Here is a 23627-nt window from a genome sequence, read left to right as displayed (position 1 = left end):
GAATTATCTGCTCTTTTTTTATTCTCTATTTTTAATTAATAACCATCCGCTATAATTTCTTCCATCAGAAACCTGTATGGTGTACCAATAGCTTCCGGTAGGAATGGGTTGTAAGTCATATTTTTCGTTCCATTGGAAAGGGGCTTTCTTTATGGTTTCCTTAAAAATAAGCATTCCTCTTCTGTCATACAGGAGAACTTCAGTTCCGGGATAATTTTCTAATCCGGCTATTCTCCAGGTATCGTTGATTCCATCTCCGTTGGGTGTTATTACATTTGGGATATTGAATATGGAGAATTTTTTCTGTCCAATAATACAGCCTGCTTTTGTTCTTACATAAACTGTATACTCTCCCATACTTAGATTAGTAAAGATATTGGAGTCCTGCCATGTGGAATTGTCCAGAGAGTATTCAAAGCTGCCGGTTTCGGAAAGAATAACCGTAGCTATAGTATTGTTAATATTTATAGAGGTAATATTAGGCAAAATAGTATGAGTAACCTGTGTGGAAGCTGTATTCTCACATCCGAAATTGTTAGTTACCCTTACAGAATAATTTCCAGGGTTAGATACTGTAATGGTTTGAGTAGTGGCCCCTGTACTCCATAAATAAGATTTAAACCCTGTCCCCGCATCTAAAATTGCAGATTTTCCTGCACAGAAATCCAGTTTTACAGGAAGATTAACAATAGGTTTAGGATTTAAAGTTAAACTTAATTTTACAATCTTAAAACATCCATCAGTAGTTGATACTTTCACACGGAAAATTGTTGTACCAATATTTAAAGTATAGGTTAAGGGATTGGCAATATTATTTCCAGCTGAATCTATATAATTGAAAATGTAATTGTTAGGATTGTTGATGATGTTGCCCTCATAAGAAAGTAGATTAACAATCATTGTATTTCCTGTATTGTCATTACATAGAGTCACCGCATGGTCATTAGCGGGAACGTTATTTTGGGTAAGAGTTACGGAGATTGCTAATTTTTCAGACTCACAATTGTTTAATGTTTGAGTTACATAATAAGTTTGTCCATTTACAAGAAGTGTTGTTGCAGGCAGGATATTTCCCATTGTATCATAAAATATAAGAGAAGTTCCTGTTACCATAAGTTTCTCTAATATAGGATTTGCCGAAGCACAGAAATCCTGATTAATATTAGCTGTGGGCTTGGGAGTTATATTTATTGTTACTTGAATGGCCGTTTTACCACTTTCACAGCTATTAATGGTTTGGGAAGCATAGTAAGTTTGCCCATTTACAAGAGGAGTTGTAACTGGTAAAATATTTCCTGCAGCATCATACCATTTTATATTTTGACCTGTGATTTGGATGTCTGATATTTTTGGGATGTTAGTAGCACAAAAAGTTTGATTTAAACTTGCAGCCGGAGATTGTGCGGCAGTAACAATGATATTTTGACTTTGTGTAGCTGTATTTCCATGGCCATCATTATAAGTCCAATGGATAATATAGCTTCCAGGAATTGAATAAGATAGAGGGTCTGTTGTAGTCGCAGTAACCGTTCCTACACAGTTATCTGTGGCGGTAGGGAAGCTGGTGATTGTTGTATTGCAGTCTCCCGTTATATCTGCTAAATTTATTATATTAGGAATTGGGGGCACATTATCACCTACAATAACATTTACAGTAAAACTTCCATCACAAACTCCTGATCCCGTAACTTGACATAGATAGTTTCCCGAATTCGCTGTTGTAGCATTAGGAATGGTTGGGTTTTGCTGATTAGAAGTAAACCCGTTAGGGCCTGTCCAGCTATAATTTGTACCTCCTGTAGCATTAAGCTGAAGAGTTGAGTTGATACAAACAGGAGAGTTGGAAGAGACTACAGCAGAAGAACTACAATCTTGAAATTTTGCAATGAATATATCATTCCCACCACCCTGTGATTGTTGAAAAGTACCAGGAGTAGCAATTCCCGTAGAATTTCCGCTTGACATACCTGTTAAGTAAATAGCACCGTCTCCATCTTTTGTTACTAGTCCTAGCTGAGTAGCTTTATTTCCTGTGTAATAAGTTCCCCATTCTTTTACATCATTTTGATTGAACTTAATTAAGAATGTAGAAAGATACATTGTAGGCATTCCCATATAGGCTCCTGGGGTAGAAATGTCTGGTAAAATACTATCATGAAGTCCGGTAAAAAAAATATTTCCTAAAACATCAGGATATGCAGATATCTGAAGTCCGGCATTAAAATTGAAATAAGTTTTTGCTATAGCATTCGTTGCTAAGTTCACTCTCCAGACTCCTGGTTTTCTGATAGCTCCCCCAGTAGAGTCAAATGTCATGTATTCACCAGGAAGTATGAGTATATTATTAATTATTCTTGCTTCCCAAACACTTTCCTGCCCTTCTTCGCCAAAATAACTTGAACGTAAAAGAGTTCCGCTTTTAGAAAATTTCAAATATAATCCATCGGATGTTCCAGCGTTGGTTGGCTGAAAAGGATTTATCATTGGTATATTTTGTGACTGTGTTGCCCCAATAATCTCCAGATCATTGGTAGAGGAAAATATTTGATTAATAGACGTTGAACGGTCTGATCCTCCAAAAAATGATGACCATAGAGTGTTTCCTGATAAAGCATCTAAAGAGGTTAAATATCCGTCATTATATCCTGGGGGGCTAATTTTTGTAAGGTAGGGCGCGTTGATAGTAGGGAAATTGGAGCTCATTGTATATCCGCCAAAAAAAACCTGTCCACTATCATAAGAGACTGTGTACATTTCGTCTACCTGGCTGCCAATAAAATCTTTTTGATAAACTAATCCTCCATTTGAATTAAACTTCACAAGGCAAACATCTATATTACTTGTTAATCTGCTTATTTCCCCTCCTGCATAAATATTAAAGCTTTCATCAATGTCTACGGCTGTAAAAGAGTCTGCTTGAGACATTCCATAATAAGTACCCCAAAGTTTTTGCCCGCTTTTCGTTATTTTCATTAAAAACGCATCAAAGTTACCCATTACTACTTGTTGATAGGTTCCTGTAGTTGCGAAATTAGTAGAACTATTAGTTGATCCGAAGAGATAACCCGTACTTTGACTGTCGGTTTTGATTTTTCCATACTCTTCTCCATATCCTCCTGCATAGCTTCCCCATATTCTTGTAGGTACAGGGTCTATCACGATTGTTTTATTTGAAGTATTCAGCGGAGAATTGAAGCTAAATGTTTGATCTCCAATATCTTTAAAAGAAACATCAATATTTTTCTTAGCATTTCCCACAATCCAACTTTTCGGAATATTTTCATGGACTTCTCCAAAACGGACATTCATGGTTAGTTTACCATCTTTTATGAAAGTAGGCGCCCCATTGAATTTCATCTTTATATCTGAAATTTTCCCACCGGGATTGATAATGAAATTATATTCTATGGGTTTTAAAGTATCATGAGGTTTGAAAAAGATAAGATCAATATTGGGATAGATTTCCTTATATCGGATCTTTTGAAAACGATGGACATTTGTAACGCCTTTAGAATTATCAGAAAGGTTATAATAGTTGTCATAATCCGGGGACTTTCCTTCTGATGCAATGATTGCTTTTTTATTAGAATTTAAAAGCTCAATGTCTATTCTATGAATTATTTTTTCATAAATGAATTCATCAGCATTGTAGAGCCTAGGACTGGGAAGAGTATTGTCTTTTTTTTTCGAAAAGTTAGGATTGACTGTTTTTTTAAATTCATATATATCATAAGAAAAACCATCAGAACGAAGCTGTACATTCAATCCATTGGAGTGGAAAAGGTATTTTACTTTTTTATTTTCTTTTCCATTCTGATCAATAATCTGGCCTTTATTTTCATAAAAATTGTATGAATTGCTTTCTGAAATGTTTTGTTGGGAAAATAGAAATGATCCACTCAATATTGAGAACAGAAATAGAATTTTTTTCATCAGTTATTAATTTGCGGCAAAGATATATTTTTCATTAAATACCAACTCATAAATTCTCTCATATTATTTTGAAAGACATGATGAATGTCATGACAATTTTGTTTAATTTTTTTGTTTAACAATTTTGTCAAAAATATTTTTTAATATAAATTTGCACAAATTTGTTTAACAAAAATGTCAAATCAAGCAAAAAAAGACCAAACACAGGAATTGATCAAGGAGACAGCGAAGAATTTGTTCTTTGTGAAAGGAAAATTTGATGCTACTACGCAGGAAATAGCTGATGAAGCGGGAGTAAACAGAACCCTTATTAACTATTATTTCAGATCAAGAGATAAACTGATTCAGATCATCTTTGATGAAGCTCAAAAAGTAGAGCAGGAAAAATCAAAGATTATCCAGAATTCAGATCTTCCTTTTAAGGAAAAGATCAGCGAATTTATAGAAAGTAGCCTTTCTACCAGTCTTCAGTACCCCTATCTGGAAAGCTATATTGTTTCCCAGATCAATAAGGGAACCTGCCATCAAAGAGAAATAGAAGAAGATATCCTACAAAAAATGTATAGCGATATCGAAAAAGAAATGGAATTGGGAAATATTGAAACAATGGACCCTGTTCAGTTTATTCTGAATATGGTTTCACTATTGGTTTTTCCAAGTGCAATTAGACCTCTATTTATGGAGAATCTAATGATTAGTGATGAGGATTATGATAAGATTATTTCAGCACGAAAAGAAATTATTATCAATATGTTATTTAAAAACTAGAAAAAATATAAAGTATTTCTAAAAATGATTCGTCATTTAGAAAGAAAATAATAACAAGTGTATAAAAAATAAACGAAGTATAAAATTATGAACAGAAAACGTATAACTGCTAGAAAGCTAAAAATAGGGATAGCTGCAGCATTTATGATTTTCGGCTTTTCATCGGTGTCTGCCCAGCAGCAGGTTTCTCTGCAAGAGGCAATTAAGCAGGCGCTTCAAAATAAGGCAGAAGCTAAAAAAGCTGCTTTACAGGTAAAAAAAGCCGAATATAAGATTGATGAGGCCAGAGCCGGTGCACTCCCACAGATCAGTGCAACAGCCGGACTTACCTACAATCCGGTTATTCAGGAATCTTTGCTTGAATTTGGAGGAGAGAGAATCAGAGCTCAGCTGGGACAACCTTGGAGCTCCAGTGCTGTTGTTCAGCTTCAGCAGGCATTGTTTGACCAAAGAGTTTTCACAGGACTTAAGGCTGCAAAATCTACAAGAGAGTTTTACGTACTGAATGCTGAGTTGACCAATGAGCAGATCATTGAAAATGTAGCAACAGCTTATTATCAAGTGTTTGTACAGGAAGAAAACCTTAAAACAGTAAAGGCTAGCTATGTGAATACTGAGAAAGTGAGAAATGTTATTAAAAGTTTGGTAGATAATGGTCTTGCAAAAAGCATAGACTTAGATCGTACCAATGTACAGCTTACTAATATCGGTTCAAACAGACAGCAGTTGATTAACTCTGTTGAACTTTCAAAAAATGCTCTGAAATTTTATATGGGTGTTCCTATCAATACAGATATTGAGCTTGAAGAAAAAACGATTGAGCCAAAACCTGAACTGATTGCAAGTAACGTTAACCTTGATAATCGTACAGAAATCAGAGTTTTAAATAAAAACAGAGAGCTTCTTCAGTTTAACAAAAAAGCTACAGAAGCATATCTTTACCCTACTGTTAACCTTACGGCAAACTATGGTTGGGCCGGGATGGGAAAGAAGTTTCCTTTAACCAATGGTCTTAATAATGGAGTGCTTTGGAGTGATTATTCAGCAATCGGTCTGAATGTTAATATTCCTATTTTCACAGGGGGAGCTACAAAAGCTAAAATTCAGCAGGCAGAAATTGATCTTCAGGATTTAGATCAGGACATCCAAAAAACACAGCTGAGTTTGGATCTGGATTACAAAAACTCCATCACCAATATGGAAAATGCAATCATTAACATCCAGAGCATGAAGGACAACGTAGATCTTGCGGAAAGAGTACAGAAAAATACCCAATCCAATTATCAGTACGGTTTAGCAACACTTACGGAAGTCTTGGATTCTGAAAATGCTTTAACACAGGCAAAACAGAACTATTCTAATGCGTTGTTGGATTACAAGCAAGCGGAGATCAAGCTAATAAAAGCTAAGGGTGAATTGAACACACTACAAAACTTATAATAAACTAAAATGAAAAAAACTTTAATATATATCATCGTAGCAGCTGTACTTGTAGGGTTGGCCGCATATAAGATTGCAGGTAACAAAGAAAAGCAGACTCAGGAAGTAAAGGAAGTTGCCAAGCAGGTAGATAAAATCAACGTAAACATTGTAACGGTTGCAAGAGAAAATATAGATACAGACTATTCTGCAAACGGAACATTTCTTCCTAAGCAGGAGATGAATCAATCTTCTGAAATCTCAGGACGTATTGTAAGCGTTTTAGTGAAAGAAGGGTCAAGAGTAGGTGCAGGTCAGGTTTTAGCAACAATAAAAAGAGATGCTATCGAAGTTGACGTTACACAGGCTCAAAACAACCTACAGAATGCCATTATCGATAACCAACGTTACGAAAGCGCATACAAGACTGGTGGAGTTACAAAACAACAGCTTGATAACTCAAGACTTCAGCTGAAAAACATGCAGGCAGCCGTTAAAGCTCAAGGAGTACGAGTAAACGATACAAGTATCCGTGCAGGAATCAGCGGTACAATTAATAAAAAAATGGTTGAGCCCGGAACAGTTGTTTCCGTAGGAACTTCTATGTTTGAAATCGTTAATATCAACAGCCTGAAGCTTTCTGTATTGGTAGACGAAAGCCAGATCGGAAAAATTCAGCTAGGGCAGGAAGTTCCAATCAAGGTTAACGTCTTACCTGAGGATTCTTTTGTAGGTAGAATTACATTTATCGCTCCCAAAAGTGATGCTTCTTTAAATTTCCCAGTTGAAATTGAAGTTCAGAACAGAGGAAACCTAAAAGCCGGGATGTATGCAACTGCTAAATTTAGTACAAACAATGGTGCAGAAACTCAGAATATGCTGACTGTTCCTGCAGAAGCGTTTGTAAATGGGGTAAGCTCAGGACAATTATTTGTTGTTCAGAACGGTGTTGCTAAATTGATCAAAGTAACCATTGGAAAAGTTTACGGAGATAAAGTACAGGTATTGAGTGGATTGAACGGAGGTGAGCAAGTGGTTACCAGCGGACAGATCAACCTGGACAACGGATCTAAAGTGAACATTATAAAGTAGACGATATATGAAGTTAGCAGAAATATCGATTAAAAGACCCTCGTTGGTAATTGTATTATTTACAATTCTGACGTTGGGAGGTATCCTGAGTTATACACTCATGGGATACGAATTGATTCCGAAGTTTGAAACCAACATGGTAACTATTTCCACGGTGTATCCTGGAGCTTCGCCTGCAGAGGTGGAGACATCCGTCACCCGAAAGATTGAGGATGCCGTAGGTTCTTTGGAAAACGTAAAAAAAGTAGAATCTTCTTCATACGAAAGTTTATCCGTTATCATGGTTCAGCTGAACGATGGGGCAGATGTTGACTATGCTTTGAATGATGCCCAGAGAAAGGTAAATGCTATTTTGGCAGACCTTCCGGATGATGTAAAAGCACCGTCACTGAATAAATTCTCCTTAGATGATCTACCTATTATCACAATGAGTATTTCATCTGATAAATTAAATAGTAAGGACCTTTATGACTTATTAGATAAAAAGATAGAACCTATTTTCTCTCGTGTAAACGGTGTGGCTCAGGTTGATCTTGTAGGTGGACAGGAAAGAGAAATTCAGGTGAACCTTGATGAGAAAAAATTACAGGGGTACGGACTTTCTATAGCAGATGTACAACAATCAATTCTTTCCTCAAACCTTGACTTCCCTACAGGTAGTTTGAAAACGAGAACTTCAAAATCTACCATCAGATTATCAGGGAAATATAAGTCTATTGAAGAAATGAACAACCTTGTTGTTTCCAACAAAAATGGTGCACAAGTACGTTTGTCTGATATTGCGACAGTTTTTGACTCTCAGAAAGATGCTGAAAAAGTAGCGAGATTCAACCAGTCTTCTACAATTTTGATGCAGGTGAAAAAACAGTCTGATGCAAATGCGGTGGCTGTATCTGAAAGTGTTCAGAAAACCATTAAAACAGTAGAAGAAGCTTATAAAGTTCAGGGAGTAAAAGTAAAAATTGTAAACGATACAACAGAATTTACTCTGGAATCTGCAAACCACGTTATTTTCGACTTATTCTTGGCGATTATTCTTGTGGCAATTGTAATGCTATTATTCCTTCACAGTATCAGAAATGCATTTATCGTAATGGTTTCTATCCCTGCTTCATTGGTAGCAGCATTCATTGGGATGAACCTAATGGGATATACCTTGAACTTGATGAGTTTACTAGGACTTTCACTTGTGGTAGGTATCCTTGTGGATGATGCAATTGTTGTACTTGAGAACATCTACCGTCACATGGAGATGGGTAAAAGCAAGATCAGAGCAGCCTATGACGGAGCTTCAGAAATCGGATTTACCGTTGCTGCCATTACATTGGTAATTGTGGTGGTATTCTTACCAATTGCAATGAGTTCAGGTCTTGTGGCAAACATTTTGGCTCAGTTCTGCGTCACGGTGGTTATTGCGACCTTATTATCATTGTTGGCTTCATTTACCATCATTCCTTGGTTGTCATCAAGATTTGGTAAACTAGAGCATTTAACAGGTAAAAACTGGTTCGAGAAATTCATTCTTTGGTTTGAAGGATTAATTGACAGCTTCACGCACTGGATCACAGGAATTCTTGAATGGTGTCTGAAAACAACGTTGAGAAGGATTTCTACCGTGATTATCACATTTATTGTTTTAATCAGTTCATTCATGCTGGTAGCATTTGGTTTCATTGGAGGAGAATTCTTCCCGCCAATTGACCGTGGTCAGTTCTTGGTACAGATGGAACTTTCAAAAGATGCAACCGTTGAAAAAACAAACCAATTAACATTAGATGTTGAGAAGTTCTTAAGAAATGATAAAGATGTTGTAGACCTTATTACAACAGTGGGGCAGCAGTCTACAGGTTTTGGTGGTGCTCAGGCAACAACGTACCAATCTGAGGTTCAGGTAAACTTAACAGACAAATCTGAACGTTCTGAAAGTACCAACATCAAAGCTGCAAAAATAAAAAGAGAGCTAGAAGAGAAGTTTACAGGAGTTGAGTTCAAAACTGCTCCAATCGGTATTATGGGTGCTGAAAATGCTCCAATCGAAATGGTAGTAACAGCTCCGGATAATGCAATAGCTGTAAAAGAAGCAACAAGAATCTTAGAATTATTGAAAAAAGTTCCTGGAGCAGTAGATGCAGAATTATCTACAGATTCAGGTAACCCTGAAGTACAGGTGTCTATTGACAGAGATAAAATGGCTTCTTTAGGATTGAATCTTTCAAGTGTAGGACAAACGATGCAGACTGCATTCAACGGAAATACAGACGGAAAATTCAGAGCCGGAGAATATGAATATGATATTAATATCCGTTTTGGAGATGTGAACAGACAATCCATTGATGATGTTAAAAACCTAATGTTTACAAACCCTCAGGGCCAACAAATTCGTTTGAGCCAATTTGCAGATGTAAAGATGGGTTCAGGACCAAGTTTGCTTGAGCGTAGAGATAAATCTCCATCTGTAAAAGTAAGAGCAAAAGCAGTAGGTAGACCAGTAGGTGACGTTGCCAATGAATGGGCAAACCAATTCATGGATAGCAAGAAAAAACCAATTGGTGTAGATTACATCTGGAGTGGCGATATGGAGAATCAGCAGGAAGGTTTCGGTACTTTAGGAATTGCACTATTAGCGGCTATTGTATTGGTATACCTGGTAATGGTTTCACTATATGATAGTTTTGTATATCCTTTCGTGGTGTTGTTCTCTATTCCATTGGCAATGATTGGGGTAATGGTTATCCTTGCCTTAACTGCCAATTCATTGAACATCTTTACCATGCTAGGTATGATCATGTTGATTGGTCTTGTAGCGAAGAATGCGATCCTTATCGTTGACTTTACCAATGCAAGAAAGGCAGCAGGAGCTAATACACACGATGCTTTGGTGCAGGCCAACCACGCACGTCTTCGTCCGATCCTGATGACAACCATTGCAATGATCTTCGGTATGTTACCGATTGCATTGGCAACAGGAGCAGGAGCAGAAATGAACAAAGGTCTTGCTTGGGTAGTTATTGGTGGTTTAACATCATCTCTATTCCTTACCTTGATCATTGTTCCGGTAGTATACTCTCTATTTGACTCTGTTCTAAGAAGAATGGGTAAAGATACTAAAGTAGACTACGAAGCTGAAATGAAAGCTGAATACGTACACAGAGAACTAAATGAGGACGGATTTACTCCTAAGCATTTAGATAAATAAATTAAACCTTTAATTAACCGAAAGCGCCTCAGAATTTCTGAGGCGCTTTTTTGTTTCAACATCATCACTCTTTTTTATTATAATGAAAATATTCTACTTTTTAAGTTTTTTTAATAGAGTTACCAGGCTACTTCAAATCCATCACTGAAAAATTTTCCAGAAGGCCCATTTTCATCAATTGTAGCAAATTGTATGATAGCTTTAGTTCCTTGCTCAGGAGTTTGATATCCGGTAAATCCATTAAGATCAGTAGCGGTGAATCCGGGGTTGACACTATTGATTTTAAAATTGGTGTCTTTAAGCTCATAAGCAAGCATTACTGTAAAAGTGTTGACTGCTGTTTTTGAGCTGGAGTAGGCGATAGGTTTAACCTCATAAAATTCATAATTGGGATCGCTATGATTAGTTAAGGAACCAAGATCACTGGAAACATTTACTATTCTAGGATGTTCGGATTTTTTCATTAAATCCAAAAAGTGTTGGGTTACCTGGATTACTCCAAAAAAATTGGTCTCGTAAACGGTTCTGATATTATCTAAAGAAATTGAAGATGCATTTTGAGGCATTTCTCCTATTATTCCTGCATTGTTGATCAGAACATCCAGTTTGGAAATTTTAGACTCCAATTCATTTCTTGCTTGTTGCACAGAGAGTAGATTGGTGACATCAATTTGCAAAACATCGACATCCATATAGCCTAAACTCCTTAAGGTTTCAACAGCTTTTAAACCCCTGTCAAGATCTCTGCTTCCCACGAAAACGAAATACCCAAGTTGTAAAAGTTGTTTTGCTGTTTCAAAACCGATTCCCTTATTTGCTCCTGTAATCAGAGCTGTCTTTTTGCTTGTCATAATTTTATCATTAAATAATAGTGTAAAATTAAAAAGCGTATGACAGACAAAATAGTAACCTTTTCTGTTTAAATGGTAACCTTTTCTGTTTTTAGATCAGGATGATTGTCGTTTCTGTATTTTTTGGGAGTTTTACCAGTAAATCGTTTGAAAAACTTCGTGAAATTGGACGGATCGTAGTCTAATATTCTTGCGATCTCATTAATAGGCTTGTTGGTATGGATGATCATATCTTTAGAAATAACAATCAGTTTCTCTTCATACACCGCACATGGTGATTTTCCTATGACTTCTTTGACAGTATCACTTAAGTGATTCGGATTGATAAACAATAACTCTGCAAATTGATTAACTTCATATGCTGTTTCAGCTTTTCCTGACTGAAGATCAGATAGATGTTGGTCTAATTCAGCAAGAAATTGATTTACTATTTCTATTTGTCTGAAAGAAATATTTTTATCCTGTTTTTTCATTCTAGTTTATTTACAGATCTGGCAGCAGGAAACTCCTCATTATATTTCTGAAGAAAGAGGAATAGCCGAGCTTTTTATATTGCTATCAAATTCAAAACCAAATACGTGTTTTTTATGATCAATTATCATTTTAAAATAATTAGTTAAACTCCGAATACAAGTTTTTATTCAGCTTAAAATAAATATACCGGTTCTTAAAATCAATAATGGTATTGAATCTTTTTAAAAATCCATTTCCAAAAAATCCCGCTATTTTTTCTGAGGCATCAATTCCTTCTGTAGAACCGGAAAGTGTGATGGGGACATTGTAAAGATATTTCTGTGCAAACTGAATGGACGGGCAAAGTACCACCGGCATTTCGTAAACAGATCCGTCTGAGCCCTGTGCAGTGGCCTTTCCTATAGTTTTCATGCTACTGCTAAAGGCGTTTTTTTTAGCATAGGGAGAGGCTATAGTCAAAGCATCATCTGCGCCGGAATCAAGACCGAAAAGTCCTGAATATTGCTTACCATTCACAGTCATACTACTCTCCACTGTAGGATAGTTGTCAACCATATGAAGCTTCATTTTTTCATATCCTGAATAATCAATGGAGGTATCATTTTCATCATAAAAACGGATTACATTTTTGTGATAATCAATCTCTATGATATTCCCTTTCATCATATCTGTACCGAAAACACCGTCAAAATTCACTGTACCATAAGGAATAAGGGTAAAAGTAACATTGTCTTTCTGCATGCCTCCGAATTGTACCATATTGTGGCTGCTGTAATCCACTGTATTTACTCCATTGGAACCTTTGTTTTCAGACTTGCCGTCAATTTTCAGAGCTACTTTTTTCTTTGAATTGATATTGATGACAGATCCATCTGCTCCTGTGTCAAATAAAAATTTGATGCTATCCGTTTTGTTCACCTTGCATTCAAGATACACAGAATTGTTTTCCAGAGAAAAAGGGATGACGAATGGTCCCTTTTGTGCCGAAACAGCCATGCTGATAAATGCCGTTAAAAAAAGATAAATAAAATCCATATGAGTACTATTTTCCAGCGAAAATAGACCTATTTATAGCCGAGGCAAAGAAATAGAACGTCATTAACCTTCCCTTAACCGTTCTTTAACCTAACTGTTATTCTGGACTTTTAAATAAAAAAACAGCACCCAAAACGAGTACTGTCAGAATAATATTTAAATCTTTAATTTTCTTTAGGGTTCATCACAATTTCTTTTCAGCTTTGTAAAGATTTTGTCAAAGCTTTTATAAACCGTTCCTTCGTCATCACGTTTCTGTCTGAAGCTGCTGTTGGCACAGTTATGAAAACTAAGGCCAATCATATCAATAAGCGCATAATCTTCCTTTTGAGGATCTTCCATTTTAGCATTGAACCTATTCATCACCCCTTGCGGATCTGCATTATTTTTACTTTTAAGCTCTGTATACATCTTCCATGAGGCAAACATTTTCTCCCTGTCAGGAGAAGATATAGCATCAATAGGCTCCTTGCAGGTTGCATAGAACTTGCTGTCTTTAAGAGTAGTGGGGTCGGAAAACGCAAGAATTTCTTCCTTGTTCAGTTCATATTCATTTTCAAAGGTTTTGATGGCCTCTTGATACAAATTTTGCCATACAGGAAGGTTGATTACCTTAAGGCTGTAAAGTTCCTTCTTCTTTTCCTGATACTGTTTTTCCAGATTTTCTAAATGAATATCTTTATTTTTACGAACATCCTCAAGGCTTGATAGCTTAAAGATCGGATTGGTATCAAAATGAACCCCGTTGAATTTGTATAAAAGTTTATTAACGCCGTCTATTTCTTCTTTTTCATATTTGGTGGCATCAAAATATCCCTTGTTATCACAATTGAATGTCTGATAGCTATATAGTGTCAGATTGTTTGTTTTTGTAGGGCCTTTTTGTCCCCAAACAGGAGCAGATAAGGCTATGAAAAGCCCAATCATCATATTTTTTACGCGCATAGTGGTAGAAAGAATCCGAATTTTCTAAAATTTCAGTGCAAAATTAAGGCTTTAAATTTGAAAATTAAAGAATTAGATGAATTTTATCTATCGATTTTTATAATTTAATAAATATTTTAATTTTTTGCTTTAAACAGACGGTTTATGGCTCGTCGCAATCCCTTTTCAGTTGTACAAAAACCTTATCGAAAGTCTTCAACAGAGTGCCCTCCTCATCTGTCTTCGTTCTGAAACTGTGGTTCGCACAATTACTGAAGGCATTAATGAGATCAATAAGTGCATAATCATCTTTTCGTTGATCGTTCCATTTAGCATTAAAGGCATCCTTTGTACCAGAATAGGTCTCTTCATTATTTTTTGGCTCAAATAAACTTTTCCATACCGAATACATTTTCTCCTTATCATGGGTGGTGATGGCATCAACATATTCTTTACAGGTATTGTAAAATGTACTACTTTTAAGGGATTGAGGATTAGAATAAGCCCTAAGAAGTTCTTTTCTGAGCTGATATTCGTTTTCCAAAAGTGCCATAGCTTCTTCATGCTTTTTTTTCCATATCGGAAGATCTATTATTGTAATCCCGGACAGTTCTTTTTTTCTTGTCAGATATTCTTTTTCGGCTTGTTGTAAAAGCTGAATGCCGTTGCTGCGAGTGTGGTCAAATTTTGTTGGATTAAAAACAATAAGAGAAGAAAATGGAGACCAGTCCAAGGGATATAAAAGTTGGTAAGTACCATCTATCTCCTCCTTTTTATATTTTGAAGAATCAAAATATCCCTTATTGTCACAACCAAAAGTCTGGTAACTGTAAAGAGTGAGTTTGCTATTCTGAACAGACTTCTTTTGTCCCCAAACAGCAACCGATAAAGCGAGTGAAAGCCCCATCATCATTTTTTTCATATGCATAGTGTCCGAATTTCCTGAATTTTGGGATTAAAAATAATCATTTAAAACCAAAATCTAAAGAATTAAAACTGCTTTTATTGGGTGTTTCTCCTGATTTTATAAGCATTGTCGTTTGTTTTTCACTTTGTTTTTTATATTTTGCATACAATATAGTAGAATGTCCAAATTGATAGGGGGCAGACAGCAAATGAAAAGATAGAATTATTAGAACAAAATATTAATAATGTATAACAAATTAGAGCAACTGTTTTATCAGGGAGACCTGGAGCAGTGTATTGCAGAGGGAGAACAATATTTATTGTCTAATCCTGAGGATGAAGAGGTTTTATTCTTAATGGCAGTAGCCTACCACGACAAGGTTTACTACGAAGGGCACGAAGAAGCCTATGCTGCTATTCATGACAAGGTGATTCCTTATTTACGTAGAATTCTAAAAGTGAATCCCAACAACATAAGAGCACTTTATAACATCCTGAATTATCCTTTAAGCAATGAATACACATTGATGCAGATAGGCAGGACGAAAAAACATATTACTGAAGAAAATAAGGCAGAATTTATAGCCTATGCAGAACGCCTATTGGATGACTCTGAAAATGAAGTGTATGGCTATGATTTTTTAGTCAAAATATATGAATCTCTGGGTGACAACAAGCCTCTTTTAAATAGTCTTGAAGCAGGAATGTATTATTTTCAGAGAGAATTTGCAGACAACCGTGAACTGAGAGATAAAAATACATCACTCTTCTGGATCAAAAAAATCTACCTTCTGGATCGGGAAAAAATGATCTCAGGAGAAGAACTTACTGCGCTAATTGATCGCGAGCACTCTACATTTGTAAGCAGAGAGGATTTTGATTTTATAAATCTTGCAGATATTGCCTATGAGAATAATGCGCCGGATCTCTCATTGAAGATGATGCTGAAAGCCATTCAGGGGAGTAACAGCGCCATGTTTATACAAGAAAAACTAGTGGAATGGCATCAACGTTTTGCAGAATTAATTCAAAATGGATTCAATAATCCTGATGTTTTTTATTATCAGCTGATCATTGAAAGAAATTATGCTGATATGCTGAAAATTACAGATGATTTCTACAAGCAGCACGCCCTGGAGGTTATCAACAGCCATCCGCAGACTTTCTCCGGCTACCATTTTGCAGGAACGTATTTCTATGATGCAGGACAATATTCTGAAGCTATTCCTTTACTGGAAAAAGCTTTGGAACGATCTTCCAATGCAACCGCATGGAGACGTAAGGTAGAATCAGAATATCATTTACATAAAACCATCCCTTCTGAAATTCCAGACTTTACAGATTTACCTACCAATATTTATAACGAAGGAGTTTGTCTCAATGAATTTATAGAGGAAATAGAGAGTGAGGAAGACCAGATCCAATGGATTGAAGTGCATACTTTGGTCTATCAACAGGCTTATGAAGCATTTCAAAGGTATTATGAAGAAGACCAGTTTGAAAGCAACTATTATAATGACATGCATACCAGAGCCATGTGCTGCAATAATCTGGCGATTAAGCATTCTTTGCTGGGTGATCATCTTTCTGCAATAAAAGTAGCTTCTGAAGGGTTGAAATATTCAGAATTCAGGGAACTTCATCTTGTGCTAATAGATGCATTGTTGTTCGAAGAAAACCATGAAAAAGCAGAAGAAGCTCTGAATAATTATTTCAGTTTGTATGATGAGGATGATGAAGACTATTTATATAAAAATCTTTATTACAGAGCAAGGCAGATAGAAGTATTGGGTTTACAAGGCTCTCCTGAAGTGTATTCTGATGCTGAAGAAGCTCTTAATTACTTCTATCAGCACACCATGGATAATCCTGAGATCAGTGATTATAATTACAGAGATCTGGAAGCAGGCAAAAATGTTTTGGAGGGAATTCTTTATCAACGCCTGGAAAGTGAAAATCATGATACCAGATTAACTTATTACAATGATCTGGCAGAACGTTTTCCCAAGGAACCCAATCCACAGTATGCCTTGATGCAGATCTATAACGAAGAAGAAAACTACAAAGAGACAGCAAAAGCAGCCCAAAAATATCTGGAGAATAAAAAAGACTTCCTTTTAGACGATTTTGATAAGGCCAAGACTATTTATATGATCGTTAAAAGTAATTTTCTTCAGGGCAATTGTGAAGAGGCAGCCTCCATATTCACTCAATACGATGCTGAAAATGATGATGCTATGGATGCGGAAGACTATGTGCTTTGGTTAAGCTACGGAATCCGAATCTATGCAAAGCTTAATAATAAAGACCAGACTTTAATGCTGGCAGAAAGATTCACCAAAATCTACAATGATGAAGAATGGGGATATGATGATCTTATGGAAAGCGTAGAATTGGCAAAAGCCCTTGTACTGTACCAAGCAGGAAATCTTAAGGATGCCCACGCTCTATTGGACCATGTACTCTCATTTTCTGAGTATGATCCTGTTGCAGATGAATATAAGGCTTCATGGAAAAAACCGGGACTGTTTTCTAAGTTTGGATTCTAACTGTTGAAATAAAAATATATGGCACACCGTATTTATCTCTATAATTTTGATTCGAAGACCAAAGATGTATATCCCTATTATCTTGGAGAATGGAACTATGAAATTCCGGAACTGTTCATGCCTTTATTTGGTGGAAATCCCAGATCGAAAGGGAAAGGACTTTTTTTTGATAAAGAGGAAGGGGTTTCAAGATTAAGACGTTTTTATCAACTGTTGGCAGACCATTATCAACTCCATTATAAAAAGGTATACTACGAGCCGGTTAATACAATGTTTGAGTTTTTGGAGGCACTTCCTTATGATACCTTTTCTATGAATGCAACGGATGTATTCAACATGAATGAAGAGAGCCATAAAGATCAGGCCAAAGACTGGGTATTGGAAATTACAGAAAAAAATAGGCTCTATGAAAAAGCAATGCGAAATCAGGACCTGCCCTGGCTGGAAAAAGAAATTTTTGCAAGAAGAGGGTATTCTTCCTTTTTAGAATTGCTGGAAACAGACTGGATAGAATATGGACTGGGATACTGGAATGATGAATTGTATAAAAACCCATCAGAACCTTTTGAGGAAAATGGACTCTGGGGACTGATGGATATTAAAGGGAACATAGTAACGCCTCCCGTTTATAATGAAATCTTTGCATTTAATACTGAAGGTATTGCCGTAGCTGAAAAAAATGAAAAATTTGGATACCTGAGAAATGACGGAAAGGTTCTCATTGAATGTATTTATGATGATGCTATTGATACTTTTCCTATCGACAAAAAAAATTATGGAAATGTAGAGGTTGGTGATCAGTGGGGAATGATAGACATTGCTTCTGGAGAACTTATCATCCCTTGTGAATATGAAGAACTGGATATTCTTTGGTATAACGGACTTTTTAATGTAAAAAAAGATGGAAATTACCGCGTAGTTAATCTATCCAACAAACAGATTATTGCAGACCATTCGGAAACCCCTTTTGAGTATGATTATAATGATTTGATCTACAGTAAAAAGACAGGAACTTCCAAGAGATCTTACTATACAATGAATGGAATTTACTTCGGAGAACATCCCGAAGATTCACTGGTTCATATCTCAAATGGCTATTACAGAGTCAATCCAAACAAGTTTCAGAAAAAGACAAGCGTTATAAAACCGGATGGAAGCCTTTTAGATTCGGAAATTGATGTAATGATGGTTTTGGGAGACTATAGCTATACAGCTTTTGCTTACAAAAAAGACAAGGTTTGGTATGTCTACGATACAAGTAATGAACAATTTAGACTAGAAGACAATACCATTGAAAACATTCACAGAGACTGGTATTCCCAGTTTATGAAAAATGTATTTCTGCTTTCCGACCAAAATGGAATAGGGCTGTATGACGCATCAGAAGACCGCTGGATGATTCCGTCATCTAAAGAATATAAGAAAATTGAAGCCTGTAAACAGGAAGTCTTTCGCATCCTAGTTTCCGGAGGAATGCTATATTATGACCAAAAGACAGATTTTAAAAGTGAGATTTACGATTATATCTGCGAAGGAATAGAATATGATGAACAGTTGCTTTGCCTTTTTAAAGGGTATGAAATGTTTATATTAGATTCGGAAAGAAAATTATACAAGGTTTCCAATTCTCAAATGGGTGCTTTTTATGACAAAAGATATAATCTTCGGGGAAAAGACCAGCAATATTTTCTTAATTTCTACAATACATGGAAAGAAAAGACAGGGTCCGGCTATGAAGCCTATTTTGATGATGAAACCTTGGCATCCCGTGCTGAAGAATATGCTAAAGAAGGAAATCTAAAAGACGCTATCAGGCTTTACAAAATAGGAGTAGAGCGAGGCAATGCAGATATGATGGTAGAACTGGGCTATATTTATACAGATGACATTACCCCTCCGAAGTTCTATGACCTTCAGAAAGGGCTTGCCCTGTATGAAAAAGCAGCATTACAGGACCAGACCTATGCGTTGAATAATCTTGGCTATCATTATCAAAATGGTATAGGATACCCCCAGAACATAAAAAAAGCTTTAAAATGTTTCCGCAAGTCTGCAGAGCTGGGAAATGGATTGGCCATGCAAAATCTGGGATTGTTATACTTCTATGGTGATTATGTATTGCAGGACTATGATATTGCATTGGATTATTACAAGCAGGCAGAAAAGAAATTTCAGTTCAATGAGGATAAGATCTCCGAGATCTATTATCAAAAAAGAGATTATAGCAATCTTCAACGCTATTTAAGAAAAGACAGCGAAAATACCTATTCCAATATCTATTACGGAATTTTGTATGATGGAGGACTAGGCGTAAAGCAAAACATAAAAAAAGCAATCAGTCACTACGAAAAAGCGTTGGAATATTCCACTTATACCCATGCTTTGGATAGGCTTCTGTATTTTTACAAAGAAGATCCAACCTTTGCCAATCAGGAGAAATACAACTACTGGAAAGCATTTGGAGAAGAGAATGATATGGAGGTATAATATAAAATCTTTAAACCATTAAGAATAAATAAGGTCATAATGAAATGTTATGTCTTCGTTAATCTTAATGGTTTAAACTGATTATTTAATAATAATTGCTTACCTCAATGAGATTTTCATCCGGATCACGGAAATAAACTGATTTTATCTTCCCCACAGCACCGGTTCTGTCTACAATCCCCTCAATAATCTGGATGTTTTTCTGTTTCAGTTCTTCCAATACCTCCTGAATATCTGTTTCTGAAATGAAGCAAAGATCTGCAGATCCACAGGTTGGAGTATCAGCCTTAGGTTCAAATTCGTAACCTTTTTGATGCAGGTTGATCTTTTGATTCCCAAAGATGAGCGCCTTTCGATTATCTCCGAATGTTACTACTTCAAATCCCATGATCTGAGTATAAAATTCAATTGTTTTTTCTATGCTGGCGACTGTTAATACAATGTGATCTATATTCTTTATTATCATTATTTTTCTTTTTAGTAAAATGTTTCATAAAAATACCTGAAATCAGTGAGATTTGCAGCTATTCTGGTGTCTTTCAAAAAAAAATATTATATTGGATTAAAATAACTTTATGGGCTGGGAGCTTAGCTATATCAACTGGGAATTTCTTTATTTAGTACTTGTTTTGGCAATTTTTGCTGGAATTGCTTATCTTATCATGCGTTACTGCAAAAGATGGACAATGAAGAGTAATTATGCCATATTTTTAAACTTACTGGTTTTCCTGGTTTCATTTTTATCAATACTTTTTGCCGCCGTTGTTATTTTTCTGGCGAATGTCTCTTTTGAACGGTAATAAAGAACTGTTCTTTCTAAGAATTAAATAGGCAATCAACAAATTAATAAAAAGGGCCAGCCAGACATTGAGACCATAGAAAAGCTCATAGTCATGATACTTTTCATTATAAAATAAATTTTTAACGATTCTGAATGTAATGGCAGTCGTGGTGATCGCGTAGCTTAGAATCATATAATTTTTATGATCTGTCACCTTTCCTTTTTTGATGTAAAGCACTGCCTGAATGGTGAAATAAGCCCAAAGAATATCCTGAATCAGAAATCCTGCAATTCCTGTTAATCCACCATTTGAAAATAGTCCCAATACAAAGCAGGCAGGGACATTAATGATAAGAATATTGTAAACATAGATCTTTCCGATGATTCTGTGTAGCTTTTTATTCTCCTCTAAAAACAGATTTGAAAACTGAGTCAAACCAGCCAAAAGACAAAGTGTTATCGAAAAAATATGGATGTAGAAGAAAGTCATCCAGTAAGGATTATCAATTACATTTTGTTTAAATGCGAGAAAGCCGACATTTTTGTCCAGGGAAGTATATTGTGAAATCGTTTTCAGCATCAGAATACTGAAAATAATGACTGAAAATCCAGCCATTATTTTAATAATTTTTATTCCCGAGGTCTTTAGCATTTGTTGGCTGATATAACGATATGTACACTAATCTTTCAAAATTTCCCTGATCTGGCTTTCCAGGTCCTCCATATTTTCGAATTTTCTCAGCTCCAGAGATTTTCCGGTAGTTCTAAGCTCTTTAATACTATCCATAATGACCTCTAGAGGCTCGGCTTCATAGCCGAAAAGATGGCTGTCAAAATTGGTTCCTACAATGATGCCGTCACTGTTCATCCCCAAGCACCAGTTTTCTATAAACTCTCTGAGGGAAATAGAAGAGATCTCATAATGATTCCATTCCTGATCCACACAGGATTTTGCTCTGGCAGCATCTGACCAAAAACAAATAATCTGTACTGGTTCGCCATTTTCATCTTCAATTTCGTTGGAGTAGGAGGTTGCATATCCTTTCTCATCTTTTAAGGCGTATACGGTTTCTGTTTCACTGATTTTTTTTATGAAATCTTTATAACGGTTTTGAACGGTAATGTGATCCTGTATCATTTTAAAAGTAATTATGATAAGCTAGTTTTTACGACTGCTTGTGTATATTATTTCAGGTTTTTTCCATCAATATCCCTTTTTGTTCTGCCAAATAATCCAATTTCAATATCATTGGGTGTTTTATTTTCAATTTCTGAAGGGTTTACATAGGTGTACATTCCGTAGCCATGCCCTGAAATGACCCAGCCATCCGTTTGGGTTAAATGAATAGTACTGAAATCACCGGCAGGGCCTCCGGCAAATACCGGCCCGAATTCTTTCATCTGCTTTATTGCTTCATCATTTACATTTTTAATGGTGTCGGCATTATCAAAAATAATGTAAGTCCCGTTTTTGAAAAGAACCCAGTCTTGGAATTTAGGGCTTATTGCAAGTTTTACGTGTTTAATAATTTCTGAGTTATCCATTTTTATGATATTTGCTTTTGTTGCTTTTGGGTCTTTATCAACCTGGCCACAACCTGTTAAAAATAGAATAAAAGCTGTAATCAAAACTTGATTTATCTTCATACATCAATTGCTTCAATATGAACGCTGTTAAACTATATAATATTTTTAAGTCTCAGGTGTTGCAGCAGCATAATCGTTTTTGCATCTTTAATCTCTCCGGAGTCAATCATTGTAAGAGCTTTTTCAAAAGAAAGTTCCAAAACTTCAATGTTCTCGCCTTCTTCTTCAAGACCGCCACCGTTTGTTATCTTCATCTCACTGGAATATTCAGCAACAAAGAAATAGAGAATTTCCGTTACAGAACCGGGAGACATATAAGCTTCAAATACTTTTTCAACTTTGGATATTTTATAGCCTGTTTCTTCTTCGGTCTCTCGTTTTATACAATCTTCAGGGTTGTCATTGTCTAAAAGCCCTGCACAAGCCTCAATAAGCATTCCTGTAGTATTTCCATTGATATAGGTAGGTAGTCTGAACTGTCTGGTTAGAATAACCGTGTTGGTTGTTGTGTTGTAAAGCAGGATAACAGCGCCATTTCCGCGGTCATAAGCTTCCCTGCTTTGCGTTTCAGTAGTTCCGTCTTTTTTTAGAGTATTAAAAGTTACCTTGTTTAAAGTATACCAGTTATCTGAAAGGATCTCTGTTTTTAAAATACTAATATTTGGATTTTGCATATTGATATTAAGTCTTTTACTTTTTATAATTATTGAGTTTTTAGAAGATCTGTTAAGGCGTTCTTTAGATCTGGAAATTTAAATTGAAAACCCGCGTTCTGAATTTTCTGTGAAGAGGCTCTTGAGCCCTCCAGTATCGCATTTGCAAGTTCTCCGAAAATTAATTTTAAAATAAATCCGGGAACATTAGGCATCCATAAAGGTTTGTTCAGTACCTCAGCAATCTTCTTGGTGAGATCAGTATTGGTAGCATGTTGTGGGGATACAGCATTATAAGCACCATATATACCTGAATTTTTTAAAGCCAATTCATAAATTGAACAAATATCCTCAATATGAATCCACGGCATGTATTGCTTTCCACTGCCTAGAGGCGAGCCAATATAAGACTTGATAGACGGTACCATTTTTTTTAAGGCCCCCTCTTTTTCAGAAAGCACAACAGCAGTACGTATTTTGACCACTCTTTCAGCAATATCTTGCTCTTTAAATTGCTCTGCGGCCTTTTCCCAAAGAACAACCACTTCACTTAGGAAATCATTGCCCGCAGGGTCTTGCTCGGTATATATTTTTTCTGTGGTTTCAGTGCCATAATAATTGATGCCTGAAGCGGAAATGAAAGACTTAAGCCGAATGTTTTTTTTCTTTAAGGTATTCAAAAGCAATTCAGCCGAATCAATTCTGCTGGATATTAATTCCTTTTTCCTCTCTGCTGTCCAACGTTTTTCCGAGATATTGGCCCCTGCCAGGTGAATGATATGAGAAACATTGTCCAGAGCAGAGTCGTCAATGCTTCCTTTTTTTAAATCCCATTCATACTCATTGCTGTGCACTTTTTTTCGGGTAAGCAATCGTATATCATATTCGTTACCTATCTTTTTGACCAGTTCCTTTGCAATCATACCGCTGGCTCCTGTAATCAAGACAATTTCTTTCATAACAATACATTTA

18 protein-coding genes are annotated in these 23627 nt (G+C 36.0%); 6 read left to right on the top strand and 12 right to left on the bottom strand.

What is annotated here, in order from left to right:
* Positions 1-18: 18 nt before the first annotated feature.
* The gene (locus tag C7D53_RS17215) at positions 19-3933 is read right to left on the bottom strand and encodes a DUF7948 domain-containing protein (protein WP_106917643.1); all 3915 of its coding nucleotides are present in this window, start codon (positions 3931-3933) and stop codon (positions 19-21) included.
* A gap of 174 nt (positions 3934-4107) precedes the next feature.
* Between C7D53_RS17215 and C7D53_RS17210 the strand changes: the two genes are divergently transcribed.
* The 4 genes from C7D53_RS17210 to C7D53_RS17195 all read left to right on the top strand — a co-directional run bounded on the left by C7D53_RS17210 (position 4108) and on the right by C7D53_RS17195 (position 10408).
* Positions 4108-4701, top strand: a complete 594-nt coding sequence (locus tag C7D53_RS17210) for a TetR/AcrR family transcriptional regulator (protein ID WP_106917642.1) — start codon at positions 4108-4110, stop codon at positions 4699-4701.
* 87 nt (positions 4702-4788) lie between these two features.
* Entirely contained in the window at positions 4789-6141 is a 1353-nt protein-coding gene (locus C7D53_RS17205) for a TolC family protein (RefSeq protein WP_106917641.1), read from the top strand.
* Positions 6142-6150: 9 nt separating this feature from the next.
* Positions 6151-7212: an efflux RND transporter periplasmic adaptor subunit gene (locus C7D53_RS17200; RefSeq protein WP_106917640.1), complete on the top strand. Its 1062-nt coding sequence runs from the start codon at positions 6151-6153 to the stop codon at positions 7210-7212.
* Between the two features lie 7 nt (positions 7213-7219).
* Positions 7220-10408: an efflux RND transporter permease subunit gene (locus C7D53_RS17195; protein WP_106917639.1), complete on the top strand. Its 3189-nt coding sequence runs from the start codon at positions 7220-7222 to the stop codon at positions 10406-10408.
* Positions 10409-10527: 119 nt separating this feature from the next.
* Here C7D53_RS17195 and C7D53_RS17190 read toward each other — a convergent pair whose 3' ends face one another.
* The 5 genes from C7D53_RS17190 to C7D53_RS17170 all read right to left on the bottom strand — a co-directional run bounded on the left by C7D53_RS17190 (position 10528) and on the right by C7D53_RS17170 (position 14620).
* Positions 10528-11259, bottom strand: a complete 732-nt coding sequence (locus C7D53_RS17190) for an SDR family oxidoreductase (protein WP_106917638.1) — start codon at positions 11257-11259, stop codon at positions 10528-10530.
* Positions 11260-11327: 68 nt separating this feature from the next.
* On the bottom strand, positions 11328-11732 hold the full coding sequence (locus C7D53_RS17185; protein WP_106917637.1) for a helix-turn-helix domain-containing protein: 405 nt from the start codon (positions 11730-11732) through the stop codon (positions 11328-11330).
* A gap of 139 nt (positions 11733-11871) precedes the next feature.
* On the bottom strand, positions 11872-12768 hold the full coding sequence (locus C7D53_RS17180; RefSeq protein WP_106917636.1) for an aspartyl protease family protein: 897 nt from the start codon (positions 12766-12768) through the stop codon (positions 11872-11874).
* A 174-nt stretch (positions 12769-12942) separates the two neighbouring features.
* On the bottom strand, positions 12943-13698 hold the full coding sequence (locus C7D53_RS17175; protein ID WP_228422407.1) for a hypothetical protein: 756 nt from the start codon (positions 13696-13698) through the stop codon (positions 12943-12945).
* Positions 13699-13855: 157 nt separating this feature from the next.
* On the bottom strand, positions 13856-14620 hold the full coding sequence (locus C7D53_RS17170; RefSeq protein WP_228422405.1) for a hypothetical protein: 765 nt from the start codon (positions 14618-14620) through the stop codon (positions 13856-13858).
* 223 nt (positions 14621-14843) lie between these two features.
* On the opposite strand from C7D53_RS17170, the gene C7D53_RS17165 reads away from it, so the two are divergent.
* Complete coding sequence (locus C7D53_RS17165) at positions 14844-17147, top strand: tetratricopeptide repeat protein (RefSeq protein WP_106917634.1); 2304 nt, start codon at positions 14844-14846, stop codon at positions 17145-17147.
* An 18-nt stretch (positions 17148-17165) separates the two neighbouring features.
* Positions 17166-19634 (top strand): SEL1-like repeat protein, encoded by a 2469-nt coding sequence (locus C7D53_RS17160; RefSeq protein WP_106917633.1) that lies wholly within the window; start codon positions 17166-17168, stop codon positions 19632-19634.
* A gap of 85 nt (positions 19635-19719) precedes the next feature.
* Here the strand turns inward: C7D53_RS17160 and C7D53_RS17155 are convergent, their stop codons facing one another.
* The 6 genes from C7D53_RS17155 to C7D53_RS17130 all read right to left on the bottom strand — a co-directional run bounded on the left by C7D53_RS17155 (position 19720) and on the right by C7D53_RS17130 (position 23614).
* Complete coding sequence (locus tag C7D53_RS17155) at positions 19720-20100, bottom strand: VOC family protein (protein ID WP_106917632.1); 381 nt, start codon at positions 20098-20100, stop codon at positions 19720-19722.
* A 277-nt stretch (positions 20101-20377) separates the two neighbouring features.
* On the bottom strand, positions 20378-21031 hold the full coding sequence (locus C7D53_RS17150; protein WP_162926209.1) for a DUF2306 domain-containing protein: 654 nt from the start codon (positions 21029-21031) through the stop codon (positions 20378-20380).
* A gap of 63 nt (positions 21032-21094) precedes the next feature.
* Positions 21095-21553, bottom strand: a complete 459-nt coding sequence (locus tag C7D53_RS17145) for a DUF2750 domain-containing protein (RefSeq protein WP_106917630.1) — start codon at positions 21551-21553, stop codon at positions 21095-21097.
* 47 nt (positions 21554-21600) lie between these two features.
* Positions 21601-22062, bottom strand: a complete 462-nt coding sequence (locus tag C7D53_RS17140; protein WP_228422403.1) for a hypothetical protein — start codon at positions 22060-22062, stop codon at positions 21601-21603.
* A 32-nt stretch (positions 22063-22094) separates the two neighbouring features.
* Positions 22095-22676, bottom strand: coding sequence for a GDP-mannose pyrophosphatase NudK (gene nudK, locus C7D53_RS17135; RefSeq protein WP_106917629.1), 582 nt, complete (start codon positions 22674-22676; stop codon positions 22095-22097).
* A 29-nt stretch (positions 22677-22705) separates the two neighbouring features.
* On the bottom strand, positions 22706-23614 hold the full coding sequence (locus tag C7D53_RS17130) for a TIGR01777 family oxidoreductase (RefSeq protein WP_106917628.1): 909 nt from the start codon (positions 23612-23614) through the stop codon (positions 22706-22708).
* Between the last annotated feature and the right edge of the window lie 13 nt (positions 23615-23627).

The organism is Chryseobacterium aurantiacum (genome assembly GCF_003020585.1).
Lineage (GTDB): Bacteria > Bacteroidota > Bacteroidia > Flavobacteriales > Weeksellaceae > Chryseobacterium > Chryseobacterium aurantiacum.
This window is presented reverse-complemented; position numbering and strand designations above follow the sequence as displayed.

Coding starts and splice junctions, on each gene's coding strand:
- C7D53_RS17205 (WP_106917641.1), top strand. CDS start 4,789: ATGAACAGAAAACGTATAACTGCTAGAAAGCTAAAAATAGGGATAGCT.
- C7D53_RS17170 (WP_228422405.1), bottom strand. CDS start 14,620: ATGCATATGAAAAAAATGATGATGGGGCTTTCACTCGCTTTATCGGTT.
- C7D53_RS17150 (WP_162926209.1), bottom strand. CDS start 21,031: ATGGCTGGATTTTCAGTCATTATTTTCAGTATTCTGATGCTGAAAACG.
- nudK (WP_106917629.1), bottom strand. CDS start 22,676: ATGCAAAATCCAAATATTAGTATTTTAAAAACAGAGATCCTTTCAGAT.
- C7D53_RS17180 (WP_106917636.1), bottom strand. CDS start 12,768: ATGGATTTTATTTATCTTTTTTTAACGGCATTTATCAGCATGGCTGTT.
- C7D53_RS17165 (WP_106917634.1), top strand. CDS start 14,844: ATGTATAACAAATTAGAGCAACTGTTTTATCAGGGAGACCTGGAGCAG.
- C7D53_RS17185 (WP_106917637.1), bottom strand. CDS start 11,732: ATGAAAAAACAGGATAAAAATATTTCTTTCAGACAAATAGAAATAGTA.
- C7D53_RS17200 (WP_106917640.1), top strand. CDS start 6,151: ATGAAAAAAACTTTAATATATATCATCGTAGCAGCTGTACTTGTAGGG.
- C7D53_RS17210 (WP_106917642.1), top strand. CDS start 4,108: ATGTCAAATCAAGCAAAAAAAGACCAAACACAGGAATTGATCAAGGAG.
- C7D53_RS17175 (WP_228422407.1), bottom strand. CDS start 13,698: ATGATGATTGGGCTTTTCATAGCCTTATCTGCTCCTGTTTGGGGACAA.
- C7D53_RS17160 (WP_106917633.1), top strand. CDS start 17,166: ATGGCACACCGTATTTATCTCTATAATTTTGATTCGAAGACCAAAGAT.
- C7D53_RS17215 (WP_106917643.1), bottom strand. CDS start 3,933: ATGAAAAAAATTCTATTTCTGTTCTCAATATTGAGTGGATCATTTCTA.
- C7D53_RS17155 (WP_106917632.1), bottom strand. CDS start 20,100: ATGATAATAAAGAATATAGATCACATTGTATTAACAGTCGCCAGCATA.
- C7D53_RS17140 (WP_228422403.1), bottom strand. CDS start 22,062: ATGAAGATAAATCAAGTTTTGATTACAGCTTTTATTCTATTTTTAACA.
- C7D53_RS17130 (WP_106917628.1), bottom strand. CDS start 23,614: ATGAAAGAAATTGTCTTGATTACAGGAGCCAGCGGTATGATTGCAAAG.
- C7D53_RS17195 (WP_106917639.1), top strand. CDS start 7,220: ATGAAGTTAGCAGAAATATCGATTAAAAGACCCTCGTTGGTAATTGTA.
- C7D53_RS17145 (WP_106917630.1), bottom strand. CDS start 21,553: ATGATACAGGATCACATTACCGTTCAAAACCGTTATAAAGATTTCATA.
- C7D53_RS17190 (WP_106917638.1), bottom strand. CDS start 11,259: ATGACAAGCAAAAAGACAGCTCTGATTACAGGAGCAAATAAGGGAATC.